This is a genomic window from Erythrobacter sp. (assembly GCF_039988855.1).
Classification (GTDB): Bacteria; Pseudomonadota; Alphaproteobacteria; order Sphingomonadales; family Sphingomonadaceae; genus Erythrobacter.
The window spans coordinates 272,619-296,502 of the sequence record NZ_JBDXIY010000015.1 but is presented as its reverse complement, the minus strand read 5'-3'; the positions used below and the strand labels follow the sequence as shown (position 1 = coordinate 296,502).

24 protein-coding genes and 1 tRNA gene are annotated in these 23,884 nt (G+C 55.3%); 13 read left to right on the top strand and 12 right to left on the bottom strand.

The genetic code is table 11. The annotated features are described in order from the left end of the window. Positions 1 to 285: 285 nt before the first annotated feature. Entirely contained in the window at positions 286 to 2,337 is a 2,052-nt protein-coding gene (locus ABJ205_RS04290) for an ATP-dependent endonuclease (RefSeq protein ID WP_348157559.1), read from the bottom strand. A gap of 67 nt (positions 2,338 to 2,404) precedes the next feature. On the opposite strand from ABJ205_RS04290, the gene ABJ205_RS04285 reads away from it, so the two are divergent. Continuing rightward, positions 2,405 to 2,566, top strand: coding sequence for a hypothetical protein (locus ABJ205_RS04285; RefSeq protein WP_348157557.1), 162 nt, complete (start codon positions 2,405 to 2,407; stop codon positions 2,564 to 2,566). Between the two features lie 228 nt (positions 2,567 to 2,794). Here ABJ205_RS04285 and ABJ205_RS04280 read toward each other — a convergent pair. The 8 genes from ABJ205_RS04280 to ABJ205_RS04245 all read right to left on the bottom strand — a co-directional run bounded on the left by ABJ205_RS04280 (position 2,795) and on the right by ABJ205_RS04245 (position 8,157). Continuing rightward, positions 2,795 to 2,871 (bottom strand) — tRNA-Met (locus ABJ205_RS04280). Positions 2,872 to 2,988: 117 nt separating this feature from the next. Next, positions 2,989 to 3,660 (bottom strand): cyclic nucleotide-binding domain-containing protein, encoded by a 672-nt coding sequence (locus ABJ205_RS04275; protein ID WP_348157554.1) that lies wholly within the window; start codon positions 3,658 to 3,660, stop codon positions 2,989 to 2,991. 45 nt (positions 3,661 to 3,705) lie between these two features. Continuing rightward, the gene (locus tag ABJ205_RS04270) at positions 3,706 to 4,206 is read right to left on the bottom strand and encodes a 2'-5' RNA ligase family protein (RefSeq protein WP_348157551.1); all 501 of its coding nucleotides are present in this window, start codon (positions 4,204 to 4,206) and stop codon (positions 3,706 to 3,708) included. A gap of 23 nt (positions 4,207 to 4,229) precedes the next feature. Continuing rightward, positions 4,230 to 5,198: an endolytic transglycosylase MltG gene (gene mltG, locus ABJ205_RS04265; RefSeq protein ID WP_348157548.1), complete on the bottom strand. Its 969-nt coding sequence runs from the start codon at positions 5,196 to 5,198 to the stop codon at positions 4,230 to 4,232. A gap of 5 nt (positions 5,199 to 5,203) precedes the next feature. Then, entirely contained in the window at positions 5,204 to 6,466 is a 1,263-nt protein-coding gene (gene fabF / locus ABJ205_RS04260) for a beta-ketoacyl-ACP synthase II (RefSeq protein ID WP_348157545.1), read from the bottom strand. A gap of 166 nt (positions 6,467 to 6,632) precedes the next feature. Beyond that, the gene (locus tag ABJ205_RS04255; RefSeq protein ID WP_348157542.1) at positions 6,633 to 6,869 is read right to left on the bottom strand and encodes an acyl carrier protein; all 237 of its coding nucleotides are present in this window, start codon (positions 6,867 to 6,869) and stop codon (positions 6,633 to 6,635) included. 94 nt (positions 6,870 to 6,963) lie between these two features. Next, positions 6,964 to 7,359, bottom strand: coding sequence for a DoxX family protein (locus ABJ205_RS04250; protein ID WP_348157541.1), 396 nt, complete (start codon positions 7,357 to 7,359; stop codon positions 6,964 to 6,966). A gap of 15 nt (positions 7,360 to 7,374) precedes the next feature. Continuing rightward, positions 7,375 to 8,157 (bottom strand): hypothetical protein, encoded by a 783-nt coding sequence (locus ABJ205_RS04245; RefSeq protein ID WP_348157539.1) that lies wholly within the window; start codon positions 8,155 to 8,157, stop codon positions 7,375 to 7,377. A gap of 45 nt (positions 8,158 to 8,202) precedes the next feature. Here ABJ205_RS04245 and ABJ205_RS04240 point away from each other — a divergent pair, with 45 nt between their 5' ends. Further along, a complete protein-coding gene (locus ABJ205_RS04240; protein WP_348157538.1) occupies positions 8,203 to 9,216 on the top strand; it encodes a histone deacetylase family protein in 1,014 nt (337 codons plus the stop codon). On the opposite strand, the gene ABJ205_RS04235 is transcribed toward ABJ205_RS04240, so the two are convergent. Continuing rightward, positions 9,213 to 10,205 (bottom strand): hypothetical protein, encoded by a 993-nt coding sequence (locus ABJ205_RS04235; RefSeq protein WP_348157535.1) that lies wholly within the window; start codon positions 10,203 to 10,205, stop codon positions 9,213 to 9,215. The two genes, ABJ205_RS04240 and ABJ205_RS04235, sit on opposite strands and share 4 nt — an antisense overlap. A gap of 78 nt (positions 10,206 to 10,283) precedes the next feature. After that, on the bottom strand, positions 10,284 to 12,080 hold the full coding sequence (aspS, locus tag ABJ205_RS04230) for an aspartate--tRNA ligase (protein WP_348157532.1): 1,797 nt from the start codon (positions 12,078 to 12,080) through the stop codon (positions 10,284 to 10,286). Between the two features lie 150 nt (positions 12,081 to 12,230). On the opposite strand from aspS, the gene rnd reads away from it, so the two are divergent. Together rnd and ABJ205_RS04220 are read left to right on the top strand one after the other, a co-directional pair. Then, the gene (gene rnd / locus ABJ205_RS04225) at positions 12,231 to 13,523 is read left to right on the top strand and encodes a ribonuclease D (protein ID WP_348157529.1); all 1,293 of its coding nucleotides are present in this window, start codon (positions 12,231 to 12,233) and stop codon (positions 13,521 to 13,523) included. Then, entirely contained in the window at positions 13,520 to 14,416 is an 897-nt protein-coding gene (locus ABJ205_RS04220) for a hydrogen peroxide-inducible genes activator (protein WP_348157526.1), read from the top strand. The genes rnd and ABJ205_RS04220 overlap by 4 nt, the downstream gene beginning before the upstream one ends. Before the next feature lie 9 nt (positions 14,417 to 14,425). Here the strand turns inward: ABJ205_RS04220 and queF are convergent, their stop codons facing one another. Continuing rightward, positions 14,426 to 14,899, bottom strand: a complete 474-nt coding sequence (gene queF, locus ABJ205_RS04215; protein ID WP_348157523.1) for a preQ(1) synthase — start codon at positions 14,897 to 14,899, stop codon at positions 14,426 to 14,428. A gap of 650 nt (positions 14,900 to 15,549) precedes the next feature. Between queF and ABJ205_RS04210 the strand changes: the two genes are divergently transcribed. From ABJ205_RS04210 to ABJ205_RS04170, 9 genes are all read left to right on the top strand, one after another. Continuing rightward, positions 15,550 to 16,581, top strand: a complete 1,032-nt coding sequence (locus ABJ205_RS04210) for a hypothetical protein (protein ID WP_348157521.1) — start codon at positions 15,550 to 15,552, stop codon at positions 16,579 to 16,581. A gap of 57 nt (positions 16,582 to 16,638) precedes the next feature. Further along, the gene (locus ABJ205_RS04205) at positions 16,639 to 17,568 is read left to right on the top strand and encodes a sulfurtransferase (protein WP_348157518.1); all 930 of its coding nucleotides are present in this window, start codon (positions 16,639 to 16,641) and stop codon (positions 17,566 to 17,568) included. Next, entirely contained in the window at positions 17,565 to 18,770 is a 1,206-nt protein-coding gene (gene metC, locus ABJ205_RS04200; protein WP_348157515.1) for a cystathionine beta-lyase, read from the top strand. Before ABJ205_RS04205 ends, metC begins: the two co-directional genes overlap by 4 nt. Further along, positions 18,770 to 19,876, top strand: a complete 1,107-nt coding sequence (locus ABJ205_RS04195; RefSeq protein ID WP_348157512.1) for a mechanosensitive ion channel domain-containing protein — start codon at positions 18,770 to 18,772, stop codon at positions 19,874 to 19,876. Before metC ends, ABJ205_RS04195 begins: the two co-directional genes overlap by 1 nt. 88 nt (positions 19,877 to 19,964) lie before the next feature. Beyond that, entirely contained in the window at positions 19,965 to 20,720 is a 756-nt protein-coding gene (gene cobA, locus ABJ205_RS04190; RefSeq protein WP_348157510.1) for a uroporphyrinogen-III C-methyltransferase, read from the top strand. Next, a complete protein-coding gene (locus ABJ205_RS04185; RefSeq protein WP_348157508.1) occupies positions 20,717 to 21,016 on the top strand; it encodes a DUF2849 domain-containing protein in 300 nt (99 codons plus the stop codon). Before cobA ends, ABJ205_RS04185 begins: the two co-directional genes overlap by 4 nt. After that, positions 21,016 to 22,647 (top strand): nitrite/sulfite reductase, encoded by a 1,632-nt coding sequence (locus tag ABJ205_RS04180; RefSeq protein ID WP_348157506.1) that lies wholly within the window; start codon positions 21,016 to 21,018, stop codon positions 22,645 to 22,647. The genes ABJ205_RS04185 and ABJ205_RS04180 overlap by 1 nt, the downstream gene beginning before the upstream one ends. Further along, a complete protein-coding gene (locus tag ABJ205_RS04175) occupies positions 22,640 to 23,101 on the top strand; it encodes a DUF934 domain-containing protein (RefSeq protein ID WP_348157503.1) in 462 nt (153 codons plus the stop codon). Before ABJ205_RS04180 ends, ABJ205_RS04175 begins: the two co-directional genes overlap by 8 nt. Continuing rightward, entirely contained in the window at positions 23,098 to 23,880 is a 783-nt protein-coding gene (locus tag ABJ205_RS04170) for a phosphoadenylyl-sulfate reductase (protein WP_348157500.1), read from the top strand. The genes ABJ205_RS04175 and ABJ205_RS04170 overlap by 4 nt, the downstream gene beginning before the upstream one ends. Positions 23,881 to 23,884 lie beyond the last annotated feature (4 nt).

The window sequence follows — 23,884 nt, the reverse complement described above, 5'->3', positions numbered from 1 at the left end:
GTGACCGGATTGTAAGGAGCCAATTCTTATGAAACGCGACAGTTCCAAGTAAAGTGTAGAATGACTAAAGTTATCCCCGGGAGTCCGTACGTACGAATGTCGGCTTTATGGAACCACCTGGTGCCAGTTCGAATGTCAGAAACTGGGGCGAGTTGCTATTCAACTGTTGTTGGGCCGAAAGCAGAATGTCGACTAACAATGTCGAGAAGATAGAAGCCGACATTCGGTTTTTCGAAATAGCAAATCTCTTCGCAAGGTAGAAACCAAGCTCAACGAGAGATGGAGTTAGAGAGTTTGGCCGGTTAGGTGTGTCCAAGCCCGCTGGACGATTGAATCCAGTGTGGCAGACTCTTGTCCATTCTCCCTCGCAAGCGAGAGAGTTCTGAACATCACTTCGGGGATCTTTTGGGTTTCTCCGTTTGCCGGGAGTTCAAGTGGCGCACATGCTGCTTGGAGATGCTGCTGGAGTTCAGCCTCACCGATTTCATTCTGCAAAGTGCGCTCCAGCGAATCTTGAAAATGCGCGTAGCTCGCGTTGACACTGGTTTCGGTCGGAGCTTCTTCTATGTTGCCGGTTGGGTCGCAAAGCCGGGCAAGAGCTAGGTTCGTCGCTGGATGAGCGTTTCCTGGGTTCTTGTGACCATCGCAATCCCAGACGGTGTAGACAGGGACCCCGAGTTCCGAAAAAACAACGTAGGGTCTGTCTAAATTTCCCTTCCCTTCGGCTGACAAAACAGCGATACCTGCAGAAGCGAAGTTTACTCCGCGTATTCGGGCAGCCGTTTCTAGAGCCGCCTTGTCGCTCCTCCCTTCGACGAGGATCACTCCTTGTGCAAAATAACCCTCACTCAACTCGGCGCCAAGAATATGCAGACGGGGCATCAATGTTGCGCCGATAAAGGTGCCCAGTTCCTTCTGCCAGGCAGTCTCCAATCGTGTTGCCGCTGTGTCCAAGGAAAGTGATTGTAGATCGCAGATTTTGAACTCGCATTCTTCGACTGCAACCTTTCGCGCCAAACGGATCTCGTCGGCGTGTCCGAGTGATACAAAGAACGGAGAGTGCGTTGCGAAAAGGATTTGTGTGCGTGCGTCGGCACCGGGCAAAGTGCCATTGCTTAAACCTCGTAAGACGTCCGCTAAATGCCGTTGCTTGGTAGGATGTTGATAGAGCTCCGGCTCCTCGATCGCCAAAATGAGCTGTGGAACTGGCGCTTGCTCACCGTCTGGTTCCTCTTGCTCCGTTTCGTTGCCAGCCAGGACAGTGGTCCGAGCTAAGTGCTGGAGAATTGTAAAGATGAAAGCGCGCTGCAGTCCGTGACCTTGACGGTCGACTGGTGCTCCAAAACCATCATCAGAAAGTTCAACATCTGCCATCGGGAGGGGGACGGGAAATTCCTCCACCGCTCGCCAATCCATGCCCACCGCTGCGTCTTCATATAGATTGCGTAAGTCTTGGGTGAGGTTCTCCGCAAGCACGCCTAATTCTGGCATATTCTCGGGTGATACTAATTCCTGATAGCGCTCTGTCATCTCCTGCTTGAACGCCTGAATCTCCTGACGCTGCTGGATTGCGCTTCTTACTAGCAACTCAAGAAGCTGCCCTACGGCTGAACTCTTTCCGTCTTTGGCATCAACGGAAGCATCCCGAACTGCAGAAACAAAAACGAATGTTGTATGGCGCTGCAAAGCTCCTCTGCTCGCGTTCTGAAAGCCGAAAAACTGACCATCATCCAAGTGAAGCTCCAGGGCTTCGGGATTCGCTTCCTCCCAATCCAACATGGCGGCATCGGCTTGATTTGCGCTGGTTATGGCAGGTAAGTCTGCGTATGCTGCGTTGTTATTGCGAAGATCTCTGTAGGCGTCACGGCGAGGACCAGCTTGGGTGTTTGCTCGGACCGAAACGAAATCGGGATTTTGAAGAACTGAGCCATGGTATCGCCCACTCGATGCAGTTTGATCGAAGATGCGTGTAACAACCAGCTCGCCATTGCGCACTCTACTCGCAAAGCTTTCTGCCTCGAGAGGCGTGAGCTGGTTGTAGGTCAGCTCAATTCTTATCTCCAGATCTTCATCACGCCCGTAGAAATCGTCCGAAGGAAGTTTCTTCGCGGTCGAGTAAAAGGCCAGTAGTGCTTTTAGAACACTAGACTTGCCAGCGCCGTTCCCACCAATCAACGCGGTGTGAGCACCGATGTCAATCGTCACATCTTTTAGTGATCGGAAGTTCTGGACCCTAATGCGTTTTAACTGCAAAGCTATTCTCCAAGAGGAGGTGGAGGGACATATGAACCAGACAATTATCAGTGCTATAGAAGAACGACTACTACTGAACTTCAATTACAAGGGCAAAATGCGAGTAGTCGAGCCCCACACTTACGGTATTCAACACAACGGGAATGAGAGCTTGAGCGCATGGCAACTCACAGGGGGAAGCGGTCAAGATTTTCGTCTCTATATGCTCGACGGAATGACGCTGATCGAGGCGCAAGGTAATACTTTTGAAGGCGAGCGACCAGCATACCAAAAAGGGGATAAGCGGTATTCTCGCATCTTCGCCGAGCTCTAATTTTTGAACCGATCTATGACCAGTTTCGGGATCGAGCGATAACAACTGGAATGTCCGAAACTGGGGCGCAAACCAGACATCACCGCCACTTAATCATTCAAATCACCGGAAACCCGGAAGTCCTAGGAGAGGAACGGTTTCGTGACCCTGATACTGCCTACCAGCCGAATACTGGCAGGCCGTTGCCATCCACCGGTATTCACAAACAGATCAAAATCAGTGATTGTTTGGTAGCGGAGGAGGGACTTGAACCCCCGACACGCGGATTATGATTCCGCTGCTCTAACCACCTGAGCTACTCCGCCCCAAAAGGGTTCCCTTGGGCTCTAAACCGGTCGGGAATCGCGAGGCATAACGCCTCAAGCGAGCGCGCGATTTAGGGCGCGGACCCGCGCCGGTCAACTAAAGATTTGGGGCCGACCTCAGTTTTGCGCTTGTTCGATCGCTTCGTTCATTCGCACCACTTTTACCGCCAAACTCCGGTTGAAAGCGCTGTCTACCGCGCGGCCAATTTCTGGCAGGCTTTGTGTGAGCTGCGCGAGAGCATCGCGGTCAAGCTGTGCCATGCGCATAGGCAGAACGACCGTGACCGTGGCGCTCGCGCCCTCGCCCGAAATATGGCTCATTTCACCCACAAATTCGCCTGCACCGCATTCATTGACCAATTGGCCATCGCGCTTGATCGAGGCGCGGCCTGTGGCGATATAAATCAAAGGCGGGTCAATCTGATCTTGCTCGATTAAAACCTCTCCGACCTCCATATCGCGCCATTGCATGAGGTCGCGCAGACGATTTTGTTTGGAAGGGTCTTCGATCCGCATGACATGGTCGAACAGTTCTTGTTCCTCACGGGTCATCGAACCTGCTCGCGCGCGGTTCCACAACTGAAACAGGCGCGCAGCATTTATTGCAAGAAATAGAAGCGCAAGCGGCAAACCGTATCCGAACTCTTCTTGCAAGGCGAAGTAGAGAACGCCGCCAATGCCGCTGATGACCAGCAGGACACGCATCAGGCGCACTTGGTGCGGAATTACACCCAGAATTAGGGCAACGCCGCCGATAAGGCCAAAGGCATCAGTCAGTTCTATCGTCATTCCCCCAATATTCCGCCCGGCACCACTTAATCAAAATACCTTATACTACAACCGCTCGCTTCCGCGAAAGACACATGTTTTGATGTGCTCCCATGGGCCGTTTTGATAGAGATGCAGTTCAAGAGCCGGAAATGCAAAAGTGCGAGTTTCGATAGCGGGCGCAAGCTGCGCTTGAAGCGCGCGGGCTTCAACTTTTGTGACTTTGTTTTGGATCGTGATATGCGGGCGCGGATCGTGGAGGTCTTGTGCGGTAAGGCTGCCGTGAAAATGCTCTGCAATCAGGCTGCGCAGCGCGAGCAGCGGCTCGCTTTGGAGTGCGATTGCAGTGCCCTTCCCTAGATCCATGATACCTGTGATGCAGGCCTCTGGCGCCGCGAATTCGCGCGTCACGATGGGAAGAAAACCCTTCAACTCTTCGTACAGCGAAGGCGCGAAGGAATGGAACATGGTGACGTGCGCATGAAGATGATTGCGCTCTGGCGGGTAGTGTTCACGCCGCAAAGCATCGGCCCATCCTTGTATTTCGGGCGGAAGGGCCGCGGTCATGATAAACGGCCTGCCCAAAACGATCAGTCCATTTCGCCGCGTTCTCTACGCAGCTGGAACCAGCGTCCAACGGCTTCATTGTGCCCAGCAAGAGTTTCGTTAAATTCGTGCCCGCCAGTACCATCCGCCACCATAAAGAGGTAATTGTGATCTTCTGGATTGAGGACCGCTGCAATGGTTTCACGTCCCGGATTGGTGATTGGTCCCACTGGAAGCCCTACGCGGGTATAGGTGTTGTAGCCATTCAATGCAGAGATTTCTGACTGTCGAATCCGGCGGCCAAGTGGCTTACCTTGAGTGATAGGATAGATGATCGTTGGGTCTGCTTGAAGCATCATTCCAGTGCGCACACGGTTTGAATAAAGCCCCGCCACCGTTCGGCGTTCGGAAGCAGTGCCCACCTCTTTTTCGACCACGCTTGCCAGGATCAAAGCTTCGCGGATGGTGTCCACGGCGGTATTCTCGCTGCGCTCTGCCCACGCCTCTGCAAGATAGAGGTCCATCGCCCCTTGCATCTGTTCGATCAAACTGGCGCGCGATTGGCCGCGTTCGTAGGAATAGGTGTCAGGCAGGATCGAGCCTTCGAGAGGAACGTCCGCCTCGCCGGTTAGCAATTCTTCCGCCTGCACACGTTCCCACACTAGAATGCTTGGCATGCCTTCCGGGATGGTTATGAAACGCCGGATCACATCGCCTGATTGGAACATCGTAAGGATGTCGCCTTGGCTCATACCGGGCGTCAATTCAAACTCACCGGCCTGAATGGGATCGGATGACCCGAAAATGCGTGCTGAGAGCAGGAAACCGTCCGCTGAGGTGATGTGCCCAGCGGTCTCTAGGTTTTGCGCCACTGACGTCAGAGAAGAGCCCGCTGGGATCAAGAAAGGCGTTTCTGCCTCAACCTTCGCCTGCCCCATGAAACTTACAAGCAGCACCACCCCTGCGACAAACGCCGCAAGACCCAGCCCGACTATGATGCCGAGCTTTTTCATCAAACTCAGTCCTCGACCTTCTGCATGATGATAGAGGCATTGGTCCCGCCAAAGCCAAAGCTGTTGTTCAGAACTGCCTTAACTTCGCGTTCTTTCGCCTTAAGAGGCACAAGGTCGATACCTTCGGTGCCCTCATCTGGATTGTGCAAATTGAGCGTCGGCGGCACGATAGAATCGCGCATCGCAAGCACACAGAACACCGCTTCGACCGCTCCTGCGCCGCCTAGAAGGTGGCCGATTGCGCTTTTGGTGGAACTCATCGAAGCCCCGCTAAGATCGTCACCAAGTACGCGCTTCACAGCTGCCAATTCGATTGTGTCGGCCATGGTGGATGTCCCATGGGCGTTTACATAGTCGATATCGCCCGGCCCAAGCCCCGCCTTCTTCAAGGCCATTTTCATAGCTAATTCAGCGCCCTTACCCTCTGGATGGGGTGCGGTCACATGATAGGCATCGCCGGAAAGGCCATAGCCGGTGACTTCGGCATAGATCTTCGCGCGGCGCGCTTTGGCGTGTTCGTACTCCTCAAGGATCACAACACCTGCGCCCTCACCCATGACGAAACCTTCGCGGTCTTTGTCATAAGGGCGGCTAGCCTCGGTTGGACGGTCATTGAAACTGGTGTTGAGCGCGCGGGCCTGCGCAAATCCAGCAATGCCAAGCGGGTTAACCGTGCTTTCCGCACCGCCTGCCACCATAATGTCGGCATCATCCATCGCGATCATACGCGCGGCATCACCGATGGAGTGCGCGCCGGTTGAACACGCGGTCACAACCGCATGGTTGGGCCCCATAAAGCCGTATTTGATCTGAACCTGACCCGTCACAAGGTTGATAAGGCGGCCATGCACAAAATGCGGCGAAACACGACCTGGGCCGCGTTCATGGAGATTGACCGATTCTTTCTCAATGCCGGGAAGGCCGCCAATGCCTGCGCCGATAGAGCAGCCAACCCGCTCTTTTTCTTCGTCAGAAAGGTCGGTGAGGCCTGCATCTTCGAGTGCTTGGCCTGCTGCATCAATGCCGTAAACAATGAAGGGGTCGACTTGCCGCTGGATCTTGCTGTCAACGCGCTTGTCCGCGTCAAAGCCCCATGGGTGGTCTTTAGCCTTCACCTCGCATGCGATGGTGCATTTCTGCCCCTCAGGTTCAAAGCTCTTGATCTGCCCTGCCCCGCTTTCGCCAGCGATAAGGTTTTTCCAAGAGGTTTCCACATCCCCGCCAAGCGGGGTGACAAGACCCAAACCAGTGACAACAACACGGCGCATTCAACACTCCATAGCCCCATGGCGGGGCGCCTGCGATTTGATCCCAAAATACCCAGCGACACGCTAGGCCAAAACAATACAGGCCCGGCAGCCCATTTGAAAAGGGCCCGGGCCTGTCGGTCAGTCGTCCATAAATGGACAAGCTGAAGGCGATTCGCCCGAGGGCTTAGCCTTGCGTTTCTTCGATGAATTTGGTCGCATCGCCGACGGTTGCGATCTTTTCAGCCGCATCATCAGGGATTTCCACGCCAAACTCTTCTTCGAAAGCCATTACCAGCTCAACGATATCAAGGCTGTCAGCGCCCAGATCATCGATAAAGCTTGCTTCCTGAGTTACTTTGTCACCTTCGACGCCGAGATGTTCGACGACAATTTTCTGCACGCGGGTTGCAGTATCGCTCATGTGTATCCCTCTTTTACTGGGGTTTGAAACTTCACTTACGCCCCTATAGGTCGGTTCGAAAGAGCGCAAGTCAAGATGCAGGCTTTGACGTTGATCAATCCACTTTGTGCTCAGCCAACATAAAAGCATCGCGCGAAGGCACTCCTCGCACTCGGTTACTCAAAATGTAAGAAAGCACCACGGCGATAATCCCAACATAGGCATGGATCGGAGTATCTCCCGCCGCGATATGCGCATATGTTGCCATCACCAAATTGATGAAAAATGCGCCGTAGGCGATATCTTTCAGATTGCGCCATCGGTTGAGAAGGATAACCAGAAGCGCAGAAGCTTTCACAAGCGCCAGTGGGTAAACCACATATCCGGGATAGGAATAGCCTTCAAAAACACCGGCAACCGCGTCAGGATTGCGTAGGTACATTTGCACGGCAAACACCATCAGCAAGCCCATCAATCCCGTTGCAATCCAATAGGCTACTTTCTCTAGCATTCGCATAACATCCCCCTATTCAAACAATCCGCGCGTATCGAGCAATTCAATATCATCGCGTCCTTCAACGCTCTCCAATATCTTGTACTTGTGCGCCGAGCCGAAAGTGACAAGCGCGGTCAGCCCCTGCCCACTGATTTGATCGAGTTCGGCGTTGATCAAATCGGTGTGTGCTTTGTTGATTTGGGTCCACCCCCCCGGACCAAGATCTGCATCGAAATTATCCTGATATGGCGTTCGCCCGGCTTTCACGAGTGCATCATATTCGGGCGTATGGATAAACAAGGGGTCACGTCCGCGCCCCTGCAAATCTCGTCCAAACTTTCTGGTTGCCGCGCTATGTTCTGCCCATTCTTGCGCTCGGGCTGGATTGTTCTGGATACCTTGCAACGCTGCTCTGCGATTGTCAGCAATCTCTCTTGTCCAACCGGCCGTGCCAAGGATTTGGAATTCCATTTCGCGGCTCAAAGGGAATACGACTTCAGTGTACTCTGGAAAAACCTGCGTGCGTGGTTCGTCGATCCTTCCAGTTTCCTGAAAACTCGAGATGGCTCGATCAATTCGGTCTGGAGGAATCTCCGTCATGATCACATCTGGCGCAGCCTTGCAGATTGCTGCTTCCAACACTTCAAGCGAATAGCTTTCCGATTCGAGGTGAGTCGAATGCAGCACACCCATCACATAAAGTTTGGTCTTAGGTGGGCCCGGCTCCGCAATCGCGGCGCAGCCCAAGGCGCCAGACAAAGCAATCGTTACAGCAAAGCCAAGGGCGACAAAGGATCGGCGGTCAAGCGACATATTCTCCCTTTCGAAAATAGCAGCATAGTTGTTACTAATGCTGATATGAAACGCTTTTTCTCCGACCACCAGATCGGCCATGCGCCGCTACGCGAACTGAACAATGGCGATTGGATGGACTTTGCTGAAAGTCCGGCGCGGGTTGCCTCGATGCTCAATGCCTTGGGTGAATGCGAAACACCGAACGATTACGGACTTGAACCAGTTCTTGCAGTTCACGATCCTGACTATGTCGCATTCCTAAAGACCGCCTACGATGATTGGCAGAAAGCAGGGCGTGAAGGCGACGCGATTGGATATGCTTTTCCCGCCGTGCGCCGCCGGAAACTCGACCTAACCCGCATTGATGGGAAGCTTGGTCACTATAGCTTTGACGCAGCGACACCGATTGCCAATGGTACTTGGAATGCCGCCTATTGGGGCGCGCAAACGGCATTAAGCGGGTTAGATGCAGTTACAGATGGACAGAGCCATGCCTTTGCGCTCTGCCGTCCACCCGGACACCACGCGGGCAAGGATTATTACGGTGGCTATTGTTTTCTCAACAATGCCGCAATCATCGCACAAGCGGGCGTCCATCGGGCGCTCGGACCGGTGGCGGTACTCGACGTGGATTATCACCATGGCAACGGCACCCAGGACATATTCTATGAAAGAGGTGATGTGCTCTTCACCTCCATTCATGCAGACCCCAAAATGGATTACCCCTATTTCTGGGGGCACGCCGATGAAACCGGTGAAGGAGAGGGAGAAGGTGCAACCTTTAACCAGCCCCTTCCTCGCGGCACGACATGGGTTGGATACGAGCCCGCATTAGACGCAGCCCTTGAAAAAATCGTCCGCTTTGGAGCAAAGTTTCTGGTGATCAGCTACGGCGCGGATACGTTTGAGGCAGACCCTATCTCATTCTTTAAACTCACGACATCGGACATGCACAAAATCGCAGAGCGGGTCCGCACGCTTGGTCTTCCAACCGTTACTGTGATGGAAGGCGGTTACAATATCGATGCACTGGGCAGCAATGTAGAGGCGTTTTTGTCTGGCCTTACAGGCAGTTAAAGCGCAGCACGCGCCGCCAAGTTTTCCTCAGCCCTCATCCGGCTGCGCACTCGACGCATCCCGTCAGTGGGATAATCTCGGCCCGGATCGGCGACCAATGCGCGCGCGTAGTAATCGAGCGCTGCCTCCAACTCGCCGCTGCTTTCATGACAAAGGCCGATGTTGAAGAGGACAGAGACATGGTCAGGATTGGCTCCTTCAAGTGCCTCGAACCCGTCACAGGCAGAATGTACATCACCATCGGTCAACCTAACAGCATTGCGAAAGGCGCGGCGGTCCTCTTTGCGTAGGTCCTTGCGGCTTTCCATAACCCGAATATCGCGCCGCGATTGGTCAGGCGCCAAATCGCGACGGATCTCACTTGCAAGCGTATTGATGAGGTCATTTTCCAGATCAAGCTCCGAGGGGACATCATCGTGATCAGCGCAATACCGCTCTGCCGCAACGCGCGATTCGGTTTGCGAATACAACTGCTGACCATTGGCCGAAGTTAAGAGCAGGCGCGGATCGACCCGTACTGAAAGCTCACGGCACTCGATGCGCACCTCGCGCCGCTCGATACATTTGTCTTCGGCGTTTCGTTTGATGCATTCGCGTTCGATCTTGGGATCGACCTTGCGATCGATCACTTCGCTGCGCACCGTGCCGCGCAGCTGCGCATCAGGAACCAAAGGCCGAGTGGAAACAGTACCGTCATTACCCTCAATCTCAACCACTGCGCCTTGCAGCACATATGGTGTGATGAGATCAAAATACGGCTCTCCGCGGATATAGACATCGCCAAGCCGTTCAGTCAGATCAAGCTCAAGATCCTGTCCCAAGTCACCGCGAAACCGCTCGATTAGCACCAATTCAACATCAGCCGGAAGATCGACACGCGAGGCGTAAACACCCTCAACCGTGATCGTTTCAGCTTGCGCAGATTGCAGCGCGCACAGCATCGCTGCTGCACCCGTGATGCTTTTCAAAAGGTTCAATTTTCCAGACATGCCGCCCCCAGATTTGCGTTTCGTCTAATCTGGATAGGCGGCAATGTATGCCAAGTGAATTGGGAAAAGCGCTTAGCTTCAGCCTTCTTGCGCCTTTGGTTTTTGGGGCGGTTCCACCACACGAATGCTGAGCTCGCGCTGCTGTGCAGGTTCCGCCTTCGAAGGCGCGCCCATCATGAGGTCTTCGCCTTTCTGGTTCATAGGGAAGGCAATTACTTCGCGGATGGCTTCTTCGCCGGCGAGCAACATCACGATCCGGTCGATACCCGGCGCAGACCCGCCATGGGGAGGTGCGCCAAGTTTAAACGCTTCGATCATGCCGCCGAACTCTTTATCGACGGTCGCATTGTCATATCCGGCAAGCTCAAACGCTTTGTACATGATGTCCGGGCGGTGGTTCCGAATGGCGCCCGAAGACAGCTCATAACCGTTACAGACAATGTCGTATTGCCATGCCTTGATGTCGAGCGGGTCCATCGTCTCCAATGCTTCCATCTCACCTTGAGGCATGGAAAACGGGTTGTGCGAGAAGTCGATTTTCTTCGCTTCTTCGTCATATTCGAACATGGGAAAATCGACGATCCAACAGAACTTGTAGCAACCCTGCTCGATCAGTTCGAGTTGCTCACCCACTTGGGTACGCGCTGCGCCTGCCAGTTTGGCTGCGTCCTTTTCCTTGCCAGCGGCAAAGAACAGACCATCGTCCGGGCCAAGGCCAAGCTCGTTGTAGAGCTCTTCCATACGCTCTGGGCCGTGGTTTTTGGCAATCGGGCCGCCAAACTCGCCGCCCTTGCGCGTGACATAACCAAGGCCAGCAAACCCTTCGCTGCGCGCCCAATTGTTCATATCATCGAAGAACTTGCGGCTCTTATCGGCTGTGTTCGGTGCAGGAACCACGCGAACAACGCCGCCGCCGCCAACGATCTTTTCAAACAGGCCAAAGCCCGATTTTTCAAAGTGGCTGGTGACGTCCGAGATAATCAGCGGGTTGCGAAGGTCGGGCTTGTCGCTGCCGTATTTCATCATCGCTTCGGCATAGGGGATGCGTGGGAATTCGCCCGAAGGCGTTACGGTCTTACCGTCTGCAAATTCCTCAAACGTGCCAGCAAGGACGGGCTCCAACGCTTGGAACACGTCTTCTTGCGTTACAAAGCTCATCTCAAGGTCGAGCTGATAGAACTCTAAGGACCGATCTGCACGAAGGTCTTCATCACGAAAACAAGGTGCAATTTGGAAATAGCGGTCAAAGCCCGACACCATCAACATCTGCTTGAACATCTGAGGCGCTTGGGGAAGCGCGTAGAAGTTGCCCGGATGCATCCGGCTTGGCACGAGGAAATCGCGTGCGCCCTCGGGTGATGACGCTGTCAGGATTGGGGTTTGAAATTCGGTAAAACCTTGGCCCGTCATCCGTTTGCGCAGCGAAGTAATCACTTGGCTGCGCAGCATAATGTTGCGGTGCATCGTCTCACGGCGCAGGTCGAGGAAGCGGTATTTGAGGCGGATGTGCTCAGGGTAATCCAGCTCATCAGCCACAGGCAAAGGCAGCTCTTCGGCAGCGGATTGCACGGTGATGGCCCGCGCAAACACTTCGATCTCGCCCGTTTCGAGTTTGGGGTTCACCGTATCAGCGCTGCGGGCTTTCACCTCGCCATCAATGGTAACCACAGATTCAGCGCGGAGGCGATCTAGCACTTCCAAAGCGGGCGAATCTTCATCGGCCACTATTTGTGTGATGCCGAAATGATCGCGCAAATCGACGAACAAAACGCCGCCAAAGTCGCGTTTGCGATGGACCCAGCCAGAAAGACGGACGGTTTCGCCGACATTTAGAGCGGAAAGCTGTGCGCAATTGTGGGTACGGAAGGCGTGCATCTAAATTATTGTCCTATTTGCGTGTATGGCGCTATGGGCGCGCTAACAGGGGAAGCCACTCGCTTTGTCAAGTCGCGTGCACCTATACCATATTCTGGCTCATTGTGGGCCGAGAGCGGCACTCCGCTCAAGACACAAGAAAAGAACGACATGAAAATACATGATCTGATTACCACCACCGACGCTCTAGCCAACCTTTGCGAGCGTTTGGCGACATCCGAATTCGTTGCGGTGGATACCGAATTCATGCGCGAAAACACCTATTGGCCTGAACTGTGCCTGGTGCAAATTGCCAACACCGATGAAGCCGCCGCGATTGATCCGCTGGCTGATGGCATCGACCTTAAACCGTTGCTTGATTTGCTAACGGAAAATGATCAGGTCCTCAAAGTCTTTCATGCAGGCGGGCAAGATGTTGAGATTATCGTCAACATGACCGGCAAAACGCCCCAGCCGGTTTTCGACACTCAAATCGCAATGATGGCGATCAGCCAGTCCGAACAGATCGGTTATGCCAACCTTGTCGACCATTGGCTCGGCATGCAGATCGACAAAGGCGCACGCTTTACCGATTGGAGCCGCCGCCCTCTAACAGATCGCCAGATCGAATATGCGATTGGCGATGTCACCCATTTGTCGAGCATCTTTCCCAAGATCTTAAAAAAACTCATCAAAACGGGCCGCGGCAATTGGCTTGATGCTGAGATGGAGAAGCTTGCTAACGTCTCCAATTACACCGTGGACCCTAGCAATTCATGGAAGAGAATCCGTCAGCAAGGCCGCAACCCGCAAGTGCTGGGCCGCCTTAGAGAACTTGCAGCTTGGCGTGAGGGCGAAGCACAGCATAAGAACATCCCGCGCGGCCGCATTATGCGTGACGAAACGCTAGCAGATATCGCCTCTCATCCACCTAAAAAACAGGGGGATTTGGCAAAGGTTCGCGGGCTTTCGTCCGCATGGCGCGACAATGATATTGGCAAGCGTCTGATGAAAGTGATCGCAGAGGCCGAGCCCCTGCCCAAGTCTGAAATGCCAGAAAAGATGAAACGCGGCGCGCCGCTCGGCAAAGAAGGTGCATTGGTTGCAGACCTTCTCAAATTGCTTTTGAAAATCCGTGCTCGAGAAATTGATGTGGCCGCCCGCTTGTTGACACGGGCCGATGAAATGGAAGCGCTAGCCGCCGGGGTCCGCGATCTCAAGGTGCTGCAAGGCTGGCGCTACGATGTATTCGGCAAAGATGCACTTGAACTCGTTGAAGGCCGGACTGCCTTTGCCGTTAAGGACGGCAAGTTGATGATGACCCATATCGACGATATGCAAGCCAGCATGGAAGAAGGGCAGGTACAAGAAGAGGGAGAGGGAGAGGCCGAGGTCGAGGCCGAAACTGCTCAGGACGAGCTGGTAAACGCGCAGACAAAAGATGAAGCGCAGGCTGAGCTGTGAGCACGTACTTACCCACCATCAAACAACTGCAATATCTGGTTGCTTTGCGTGAAGCGGGCCATTTTGGCCGCGCCGCTGATGCGAGTTTTGTTTCTCAATCAACCCTTTCAGCTGGTATTCGCGAACTGGAATCACTTCTTGGTGTAACACTGGTGGAACGCTCTCGCCGTGTTGTTCGCTTTACCGCGCTGGGCGAGCAGGTGGTTGAGAAGGCGAACAAGCTCTTGCGAGAAGCCGAAGAACTGGCCGATCTAGTACAGGCTGCAGGCAAACCGCTTTCGGGCCAACTTCGCATGGCAGTGATCCCAACAATCGCGCCGTTTATGATCCCGCGCATCCTTCCCCGTCTTAGAAAAGAGCGCCCAGACCTCCAATTGATGCTGCGCGAAGAAGTCAGTCAGGACGCAATTGAATCACTTCAACATGGTCGTGTCGACTGCGTACTGTTGGCACTGCCCTTTGATACCGGCGATGTTGAAGTCGAATCAATCGCCGACGACCGGTTGTTTGTCGCATTTCCTAAGAATGATCCCCGGATGCCGCCGAAAAGCGTTGATCCTGACTTGCTTGACCATGGAAGTTTGCTGCTGCTTGAAGATGGCCACTGCTTGCGCGATCATGCGCTTGCAGCATGCAACCGATCAGAGCTTCGTGCGAGCGCTGGAATGATTGGTACGAGTTTGCACACACTGGTGCAGATGGTGGACAATGATCTGGGGCTTACGCTTCTGCCCGAAATGGCTTTGAATGCAGGTATCCTAAGCGGGACCGAAGTGGTCGCACGGCCAATGGATAATGGAACCGCCAAGCGTGAGATTGCCCTTGTCTGGCGCAAAAATTCACCGCGCGAAGCGGATTTTAAGCTGCTCGCAGACGAATTGCGAGCTGGCTAAGTTCTCTGACTAGCCCCGGCCGCGATACGGGGCGACGCCTTGGTCGGGCAACCAAAGGTCCGCTGGCGGTGCGCCGCTCTGCCAGAACACATCAATCGGAATTCCGCCGCGCGGATACCAATATCCACCAATGCGCAGCCATTTGGGCTTCATCTCTTCCGCCAACCTTTGGCCAATGCCGACGGTCACATCCTCGTGAAAGCCATTGTGATTGCGGAACGAGCCGAGGAACAGCTTGAGGCTTTTCGACTCCACAATCGTTTCATCGGGCGCGTAATCAATCACGATATGTGCAAAATCTGGCTGGTTCGTCACGGGGCAAAGCGAAGTAAACTCGGGCGAGACAAAGCGCACCAGATACAAGCTACCGACGCGCGGATTGGGTACATAATCTAAGACCGCTTCTTCAGGCGATTGCGGTAGGTCAGTCTGTTTACCCAGAAACGCAGGAGCGCCGTTGTCATAATTAGGTGTGGTTTCCATGCCGCGCTGTTGCCGCGAAAGGGCATCAGTTGCAAGCCGATTACTGGACGCACGCGCATCGGACACTATGTCACTTGTAATAGGCACCCCCCTGCGCGCCCGAACAGCTCACTTTTTAAGCTCGCAGCAAGGTGCGTTGCTGCAATTTTGTCGACGTTGATCGTGGTATGACCTGCTTGTTTCCCCTTCCCGCTTTTTCTCAAAGCACTTCACCCCAAAGTTCTCCCGCTTTGAGGCACGGTCTGCGGGCGGGTATCTTGGGTTTGATGTGCACCACTGCGCTCGCTGCGCCGATGCACCTTGCCGCTCAAGAAGAAGCAACGCCGACCTTCTCCGTACCAACGGCCACACCAACACCTACTCCATCGCGCGCGCCTCAAGGGCCAGCCGATGAACGTTTTGGAGTACAGATTGGCCCAAGGGCAATCCCGCAGCAAACGCCGAGCCCGTCACCTACGCCTGCGCCCCCAACAGCAGAGGCAGCATCATCTCCGTCACCCTCTCCGGCACCAAGGGCTGCTCCGACGTCAACTCAAACGCGGTCCCCTAGTTCACAGGCCGCCCAGCCTTCAACAAGAGCAACGCAAACACCGTCCTCACCAACATCCCATACCACCCCACGGCCTGCCCCTGCACGGGCCGAACCAGATGTGCGAAACGCAAATGCGCAGGGCACCGGGATTGGGGTCGAGAACCCCGCAAGCCCCGGTTTTGACTCGCTTGGAGATGACTTCGGCGGCACTGCGTCGCGCGGTCCGGATGGATGGTACAGCGTAGATGAAGCGGGCGACGAGGACGGCAATTCTGCTTTGCCGCAGCCATCGACATCAGAAAGCTCGATTGCACTTTCGACCAACGCTCCGACGATTTGGGACGGAATAATTGCCCAATCATGGCTTCTGGCATCCCTAATCGCATTGATCGCTGCGCTTGGCGGGATCATTGCGATTATGTGGTTGCGCCGCAAGCAAGAGGTTGAGGCCACTTTAGAAGCACCCGCGACAGTTCTGACCGCCGGCGTACGTGCCTCTATGGGCGATGAATTGGAGGCTTCCCAAGACGAACGGGGACAGGCCAATCCAGAAATTGATCCTGAGCCAAAGCCAGAGCCGGCAGCAGGCCCTACCTCGACTGCACAACCGCCCGTTCCACCTCCCGCTGCCACCCAATCCTCTACAACTGACGCAGCTCCGCCAATCGTTCCAAGCCTCCCGTTGAAGATCGAACTTGCGCTTGATATCGCCAACGCTTCGCGCAGTTTGATGCGATTGACAGTGGATTTCAGCCTCGAAGTTACAAACCTTGCGCAAGAACCCGTGAGAGACCTGAGTATCGCAGGTGAGCTTGCTTGCGCACAGGAAGGGACAACCAGCCCTGCTCCGGTCGACAACACTGCACCGATTGCCAAATTGGAAAGAATAGCCCCGCAACAAAGCCGCCGCGTGAAGGGTACTTTGCAAATGCCCGTGCAAGAGATCACCGCGATAAATCAAAATGGCCGACCAGTTGTGATCCCATTGATCCATTTCAGACTGGGCGTTCTCGACCAACCGCCGGTGAAGCGGTCCTTTGTTCTGGGCACACCCAGCGCCTCCAGCGTTACGCGGGTTCATCCCTTGGTTCTCGGCGGGCCTCCCGGCAGCTTGCCGCCATTGCGGGCACAGCTGATCAAGCATCCCTGATACCTCATCGCCTAAAGCCGCTTGGCGAGCGTCAATTGGCGGGCTAGCAAGGCGGGCATGATCGAAAAACTTGGAAGTCTCGTCTCTTGCCGCTGGTTAGCCGATCACCTCGGCGAGGATGGACTGTTTGTGCTGGACGCATCGCGCCACTTACCTGCCGCCCAGCGCGACCCGCTGAGTGAATTTGAGGCGGGCCATATTCCCAGTGCGCGATTTTTCGATCTAGCGTCACTTACTGACACATCCTCCTCGGTGCCAGCGGCCCTCCCGCGGCCAGAACAAGTGGCACAGCGCTTGGCTGAACTGGGCGTTGGAGAAGGAGCAAAGATTGTCCTTTATGACGACAGTGCGCTCAAATCCTCGGCCCGCGCTTGGTTTTCGCTTACCCAATGCGCAGTGCCCCATGTTGCGATACTCGATGGCGGCATGGCCAAATGGCGCGCAGAAGGACGCCCGATCGAAATCAACGTCAAAAGCAGGGAACCGGTCGCTCCTTCTACGCTTAGAGCGCCGATCAAGGTCGTGACCAAAGCTCAGATGCTCGTCAATTGCGGAAGCCGGGAGGTCCAAGTGCTTGACGCAAGAGGTGCAGACAGAGTGTTTGGCAGCGGGATTGATCCCGTTCACGGTGGGCAGAACGGCCGCATTCCCGGCGCTCTAAATCTGCCTTTTGGCAAGGTCTTCGACAGTGACGGTACATACAAATCTGCCGATGATTTGCGGGCGCTGTTTGAGAATGCGGGCGTGGCTATGACGCAGCCTCTCGTGATGTCATGCGGCAGCGGTGTGACGGCGTCGGTTTTGCTCTTCGCAGCACATCTTGCTGGTAAGGACGATGTAAGGCTTTACGACGGCAGCTGGCAGGAATGGGAGGCCGATCCTGAAACACCAAAGGAACAAGGCCCTTTAGAACAAGGCCCTTTAGAACAAGGCCGGTTAAAACAAGTCCCCGTAACGACAAGACCCGGTAAAGGGGAATCAGCGTGAGCACATCAGACGGCAAAGACCCGCTGCGTCCCGGCACCCGCATAACACACGCAGGAAGGCGACCTGAATGGACGGGCCGCGTCGTCAATCCGCCGGTGTGGCGCGGATCCACCCACCTTTACGAAAGCGAGGCGGAACGCAAAGCTGTAACAAATGGCACGAGCGACGGTCAGTTTTTTTATGGCAGGCGCGGCGCGCCCACCCAATGGGCACTGGCCGAGGCGCTCACCGAGATTGAGCCCGGCGCTTTTGGCACAGTTCTCTACCCCAGCGGCGTTGCAGCGATTGCCGGGTGTTTGCTCGCGATCCTTCGCCCGGGCGATCATTTGTTGATGATTGACAATGCATATGACCCAACACGCAGCATGGCGACCGGGCTGCTCAAGCGATTGGGGGTCACGCACAGCTTCTTTGACCCGCTCGATCTGGCTGGCTTTGAAAATCTAGTCGCCGAGAAGGCTCCGCGCGCTGTGTGGTTTGAAAGCCCGGGCTCTCTCACTATGGAAGTGTGCGATGTCACTGCAATGGCCAGCATTGCGCGGGCGGCCAATGCGGTGACACTTATCGACAACACTTGGGCAAGCGGGCTTGGCTTTGCAGCGCTCAATCATGGCTGCGACATCACTATGCAAAGCCTTTCGAAACATGTCGGCGGGCATTCCGACGTGATGATGGGATCCGCCAGCGCGGGCGAGCGGTGGTACAAGGCTCTGCGCCGCACAAGCCACGAGCTGGGACAAGTTGTTTCTCCCGATGACGCAGCGCTTGCCGCACGCGGTCTTCGCACGATGAAAATCCGGTTGGAGCAAGAAACGAAGAGCGCGCTCAAGATTGCTCGGTGGTTGGAAGCCCAAGCACAGGTGGATGAGGTGCTGTGCCCAATTTTGCCCGGCGCGCCTGGCCACGATCTATGGAAGCGCGATTTCACAGGCGGATGCGGCCTGTTTAGCTTTGTTCTCAAAAGCGCCAATTCAAACGCGAGCGGCCAACTCGCGGACGCGCTCAAGCTTTTTGGTATAGGCTACAGTTGGGGTGGTTTTGAAAGTTTGGTACTCCCCATTTACCCTGACAAACACCGATCTGTGATGAATGCCCCCACCCAAGGTGGCGCAAAGCCAGCGGTTCGCTTATCCATTGGTCTTGAAGACCCTGACGATTTGATCGCTGACCTTGAACAAGCGCTCGGCCAATTGGACAATTGATGACCGCAATCACGCCTGAAAACCCGCCCGCTGGAACCTCGCCCGCTGGAACCGACATCGAGGCCGCGCCCGAATTGGAAGCGACCTCAAATCAGGTCCAAACTCAAGCTTGGAACCTTGCCGAAGAAGCGCCTGCTGAAGAGGAAGTGGTGAGCGTGGCAGAAGGCGCAAAAGAGGGGTTGGCGGCGCAAAGCGATACGCTTGGGGCTGTGATCGATACGCTCGACAGCTGGGCGCTGGTTGTGGGCGATGTTCGCGTATCCGTGTTCGATGTCGTTTTTCTGCTAGCCACAATTGGCCTCGTCATCACCGCCGCTTGGTTCATAACCCGCCTTGCGCGCAACCTAATAGGCCGAGTGACCGCCTTTGACGGCAGCCAACAATTGCTCGCAGAGAAATTGGCCACAATCGTCATCTGGTCCGTCGCCTTTTTTGTTACGATTGACCTTATCGGCATCGACCTTACCGCGCTTGCAATCTTTGGCGGCGCCTTTGGTTTGGCCATTGGTTTTGGTCTGCAAAAGACCTTTGGTAACCTTATATCAGGTATCCTGTTGCTGCTCGATAAATCGATTAAGCCCGGCGATGTGATCTCGGTTACCGATCAAGCAGGCAATGAAGCCGTTGGACAAATTCGCAAGATTGGCATTCGTGCAATCTCGGTTATTACACGCGATCAAACGGAGTATCTCATCCCTAATGAGCTGCTCATGACCAATCAGGTGGTCAATTGGTCCTATTCCAGCCGAGATGTGCGAGTGAAAGCCCCGGTTGGCGTTGCCTATGACAGCGATCTGGATTTGGTGACTAAACTGCTCCATCGGGCGGTGGATGAAACAGGCCGCGTGCTTTCTCACCCAAAACCAAGCGTCAACCTAATGGGGTTCGGCGACAGCTCAGTAGACTTTGAGGTGCGGTTTTGGATTCAGGACCCAGAAGGCGGTCTCTCCAACATCAGGTCAGATGTGTACATGCGGATTTGGCAGTTGTTCAAAGAGAACGACATTGAAATCCCCTACCCCCAGGCAGACCTGCACCTGCGTTCTTCCAAGCAGTTGGACCAATTGGTGGAGATGATGAGCGGCGGAAAAGCTTCGCCAGAATAGCGTTTCAATTCTTGCGCAATAGCTTTCCTTGGCTCGGCCCAATCCATTCTCGCTGGCGCAGCAGTCCTCTCCCCGCCATTTGGGTGGCATGCGAACTGGAACCATCTTTCTTGTGGGTGCAGGCCCCGGTGATCCCGACCTTTTGACCCTGCGTGCTGCTCGCCTGATCGAGGCCGCCGAAGTGATCGTGCATGATGGTCTGGTGAGCCCAGAGATCATGGCCATGACGCGCCCCGACGCGCGCCTTATCTCGGTTGCCAAGAAGCGCGCACGCCACACCTTGCCGCAAGATGACATCAACATGCTGCTCGTGCAGCTGGCGCAAGGAGGTCATGATGTTGTGCGGCTTAAAGGCGGCGATCCGCTGATCTTTGGGCGCGGCGGCGAAGAGGCTGAATTGGCCAAGGCGCACGGTGTAGAGGTTGAGATTGTGCCGGGAATTTCCGCGGCCAATGGTATGGCGGCAGCGACCGGCATCCCCCTCACCCACCGCGACGCGGCCAGCATTGTCAGCTTTGTCGCGGGCCAGTGCAAAGGCTTATCCGATCAGGACTGGTCAGGCCTTGCCGGCAAGGGGCGCACTCTGGTGATCTATATGGGCGTAAAAACCGCGCCTCAGATCGCTGAAAAGCTGATGGCGGACGGCCTCACCCCCGATGTTCCCGTCGCCGTGGTCGAGAACGTTGCGCGCAGCGAAATGCGCGTTGTGCGCGGGCCGCTCGCCGGACTGCCTGACCTTGTGACAGACAACAATATCAAGAGCCCCGCGCTCATCGTTATCGGTGATGTCACCGCGCGTGAAGACGCTCACCTCGAACAACTCGTGCTGGAGGCACATCAATGAGAGTTTTAACCGGCAATGACCTGAAAACAGGCGATGTCATCTGGTGGACCGGGACAAGCTGGTCGCGTCATGTCGATGATGCAGCCGATGCGGGCGAAACGGCCGAACAAGTGCTCGCCGCCGAGGAAGCTGCGCTGCGTGTCAACGTCCCCTATGTGATCGATGCCATCCGCGAGGCAGATGGCAGCGTGCGCCCTGCCCACATCAAGGACCGCATCCGCGCCCTTGGTCCCACCGTGCGCCAAGACCTGACGCTCAAACCCAAAGACCCCGAAGCGATTGACTGGGTAATCTGATGTATAAATACGATTCATATGACCAAGCGATGGTCGACGCCCGCGTTGAAGAATTCCGCGATCAGGCCCGCCGCCGCCTTGAAGGTTCTCTGTCAGAGGATGAGTTCAAGCCGCTGCGCTTGATGAATGGGCTCTATCTACAACTTCATGCCTATATGCTGCGCGTTGCCATCCCCTATGGGACGCTCAACAGCGAGCAGATGAGCGTTCTGGGCGATATCGCGGACAAGTATGACCGCGGCTATGGCCACTTCACCACGCGCCAGAATTTGCAATACAATTGGATCAAGCTTGAGGATACCGCCGACATCTTGGCAGACCTTGCCAAGGTTGAGATGCACGCGATCCAAACCTCCGGCAATTGCATCCGCAATATCTCATCCGATCACTTCGCAGGCGCGAGCCACGACGAGCTGGTCGATCCGCGTCCTTATGCCGAATTGATGCGCCAATGGTCGAGCTTCCACCCGGAGTTCACCTACCTGCCGCGTAAGTTCAAAATCTGCGTGATCGCGTCCGAGAAAGACCGCGCCGCGATGCGTCTCCACGATATTGGCGTGCAGATCGTCAAGAACGATGAAGGCGAAATCGGCGCGCGTTTCTATGCCGGTGGCGGTATGGGCCGCACGCCAATGATTGCACCCATGATCCGCGACTTTGTGCCTCTCGATCAGCTGATCACTTATGCAGAGGCGTGTCTCAGGGTCTACAACCGCTATGGCCGCCGCGACAATAAGTACAAGGCGCGCATCAAAATCCTCGTCCACGAGCTGGGCCGCGACGAATATGTCCGCCAGGTCGAAGAGGAATTCGCGCATATGCTCGAGCAAGGGGTTGAGCCCCCGCTTGAAGAAATCGCTCGTATCAAGCCATTCTTCGCCGATCCTGCGTTTGAAGATGGCCCCAAACAAGTCGACCGCTCCGATCCGGACTTTGCCCTTTGGGTCGACCGCAACACCCACCGTCACAAGCATGACAGCTATGTCAGCGCGGTTATCTCTCTGAAGCCCGTTGGCGGAATTCCGGGCGATGCGACGGGCGATCAAATACGCCTGATGGCGAAGCTTGCCAAGCAATATAGCTTTGATGAACTCCGCATCATGCACACACAGAACGTGGTGTTACCCCATGTGAAGATCGGTGATCTCCACGCGCTTTGGACACAGCTTGAGGCCGCTGACCTTGGTTCGCCCAATCTCGACACCATCGAGGACATGATTGCGTGCCCCGGCCTTGATTATTGCGCGCTTGCCAATGCGCGTTCAATTCCCTTGGCACAGCGTATCTCTGAGCGTTTCGATGCCTCTGGCAAGACCGAGAAGCTGGGCGAATTGAAGCTCAAAATCTCAGGCTGCATCAACGCTTGCGGTCACCACCACGCAGGCCACATCGGCATCCTTGGCGTCGATAAAAAGGGTCTGGAAAACTACCAGCTCTCGCTCGGCGGATCGGAAGCCGAAGACACGTCGCTGGCCAAGATCACTGGCCCCGGATTTACCGAAGACGGCGTGATCGAAGCGGTCGACACAGTGACCGACGTTTATCTCGACCAACGGACTGGTGAAGAGCGTTTCCTCGACACTTACCGCCGTATCGGCATGGCCCCGTTTAAGGAGGCGCTCTATGGATAATCCACTCGGTACATCCCCCGACGAAGTGCAATTTCGTTTCCGCGATGACGAGGTTGTCGATCACGCTGCTGTGACGGTGGACTCCTGCTGCGATCAAACCAACGCAACCGCTGTTCGGATTGAACCGGGCGATGATGCGCGCCTGCTTCTGCCCTTCCTTGATCGCCTCGCGCTGATCGAGGTGAACTTCCCCGCCTTTGGTGATGGGCGCGGCTATTCCTCGGCCCGTATCCTTCGCGAAGCCGGTTTCACCGGCGAACTGCGCGCGGTGGGCGATGTTGGCATTGACCAGCTTAGCCATATGCGCCGCTGCGGACTTGACGCCTTTGCGCCTGATAACCCCCTCAACGAAGAAGACGCCGCGCGCGCCTTTGCGACTTGGGAAAACGTCTATCAAGCAACAGTGGATGGCCGGCGGACGATCCCCCAGATCCGCCACGGGGCCGAGCAATGACCAAGCCTGAAAACCCTGCAGAGTTCGAAGAGCGGACCGTTGACCGTCTCGACGCATCCCCGCGCTTCACAGAACATGATGCCGTGCGTCTCAACCGCATGTTCCGCGGTTCTTCGACACAGGAAATGCTCAAAGCGGTGATTGAAGGATCGCTTGCTGGCGATGTCGCCACCGTTTCTAGCTTTGGCGCAGAGAGCATTGTTCTTCTGCACCTTCTCGCTGATGTTGATCCAAGCATCCCTGTGATTTTCCTCAACACTGGCAAGCATTTTGCCGAAACAATTGAGTATCGCGACGCCGTCGTGAAGCGCCTTGGCCTAACGAATTTGCAAATTCTCACTCCTGACGAAGCCGATGTGGCGAAGAAGGACGAAACAGGCTTGCGCTGGTCCTATGACCCTGATGGATGCTGCGAAATTCGCAAGGTGAAGCCGTTAGAAAAAGCGCTTGTCAACTTCGATGCAAGCTTCACTGGTCGCAAGAGCTTCCAATCTGAAACCCGCGCAAACCTGCCTCGTTTCGAAGTGGACACTTCGGATGCCGCCGGACGCCTTAAGATCAATCCGCTGATTGATTGGTCGGCCCAAGACATCGCCGCCTATTTGGAAGAGCACAATCTGCCGCGTCACCCCTTGGTAGAGCGCGGTTTCCCAAGCATTGGCTGTGAGCCTTGCACCCACAAGGTGGCGCCGGGTGAAGACCCACGTTCAGGCCGCTGGAAAGGCTGGGACAAGACCGAATGCGGCATTCACAAGCCAGGCGAGGAACCTTTCCTCTAAAGAC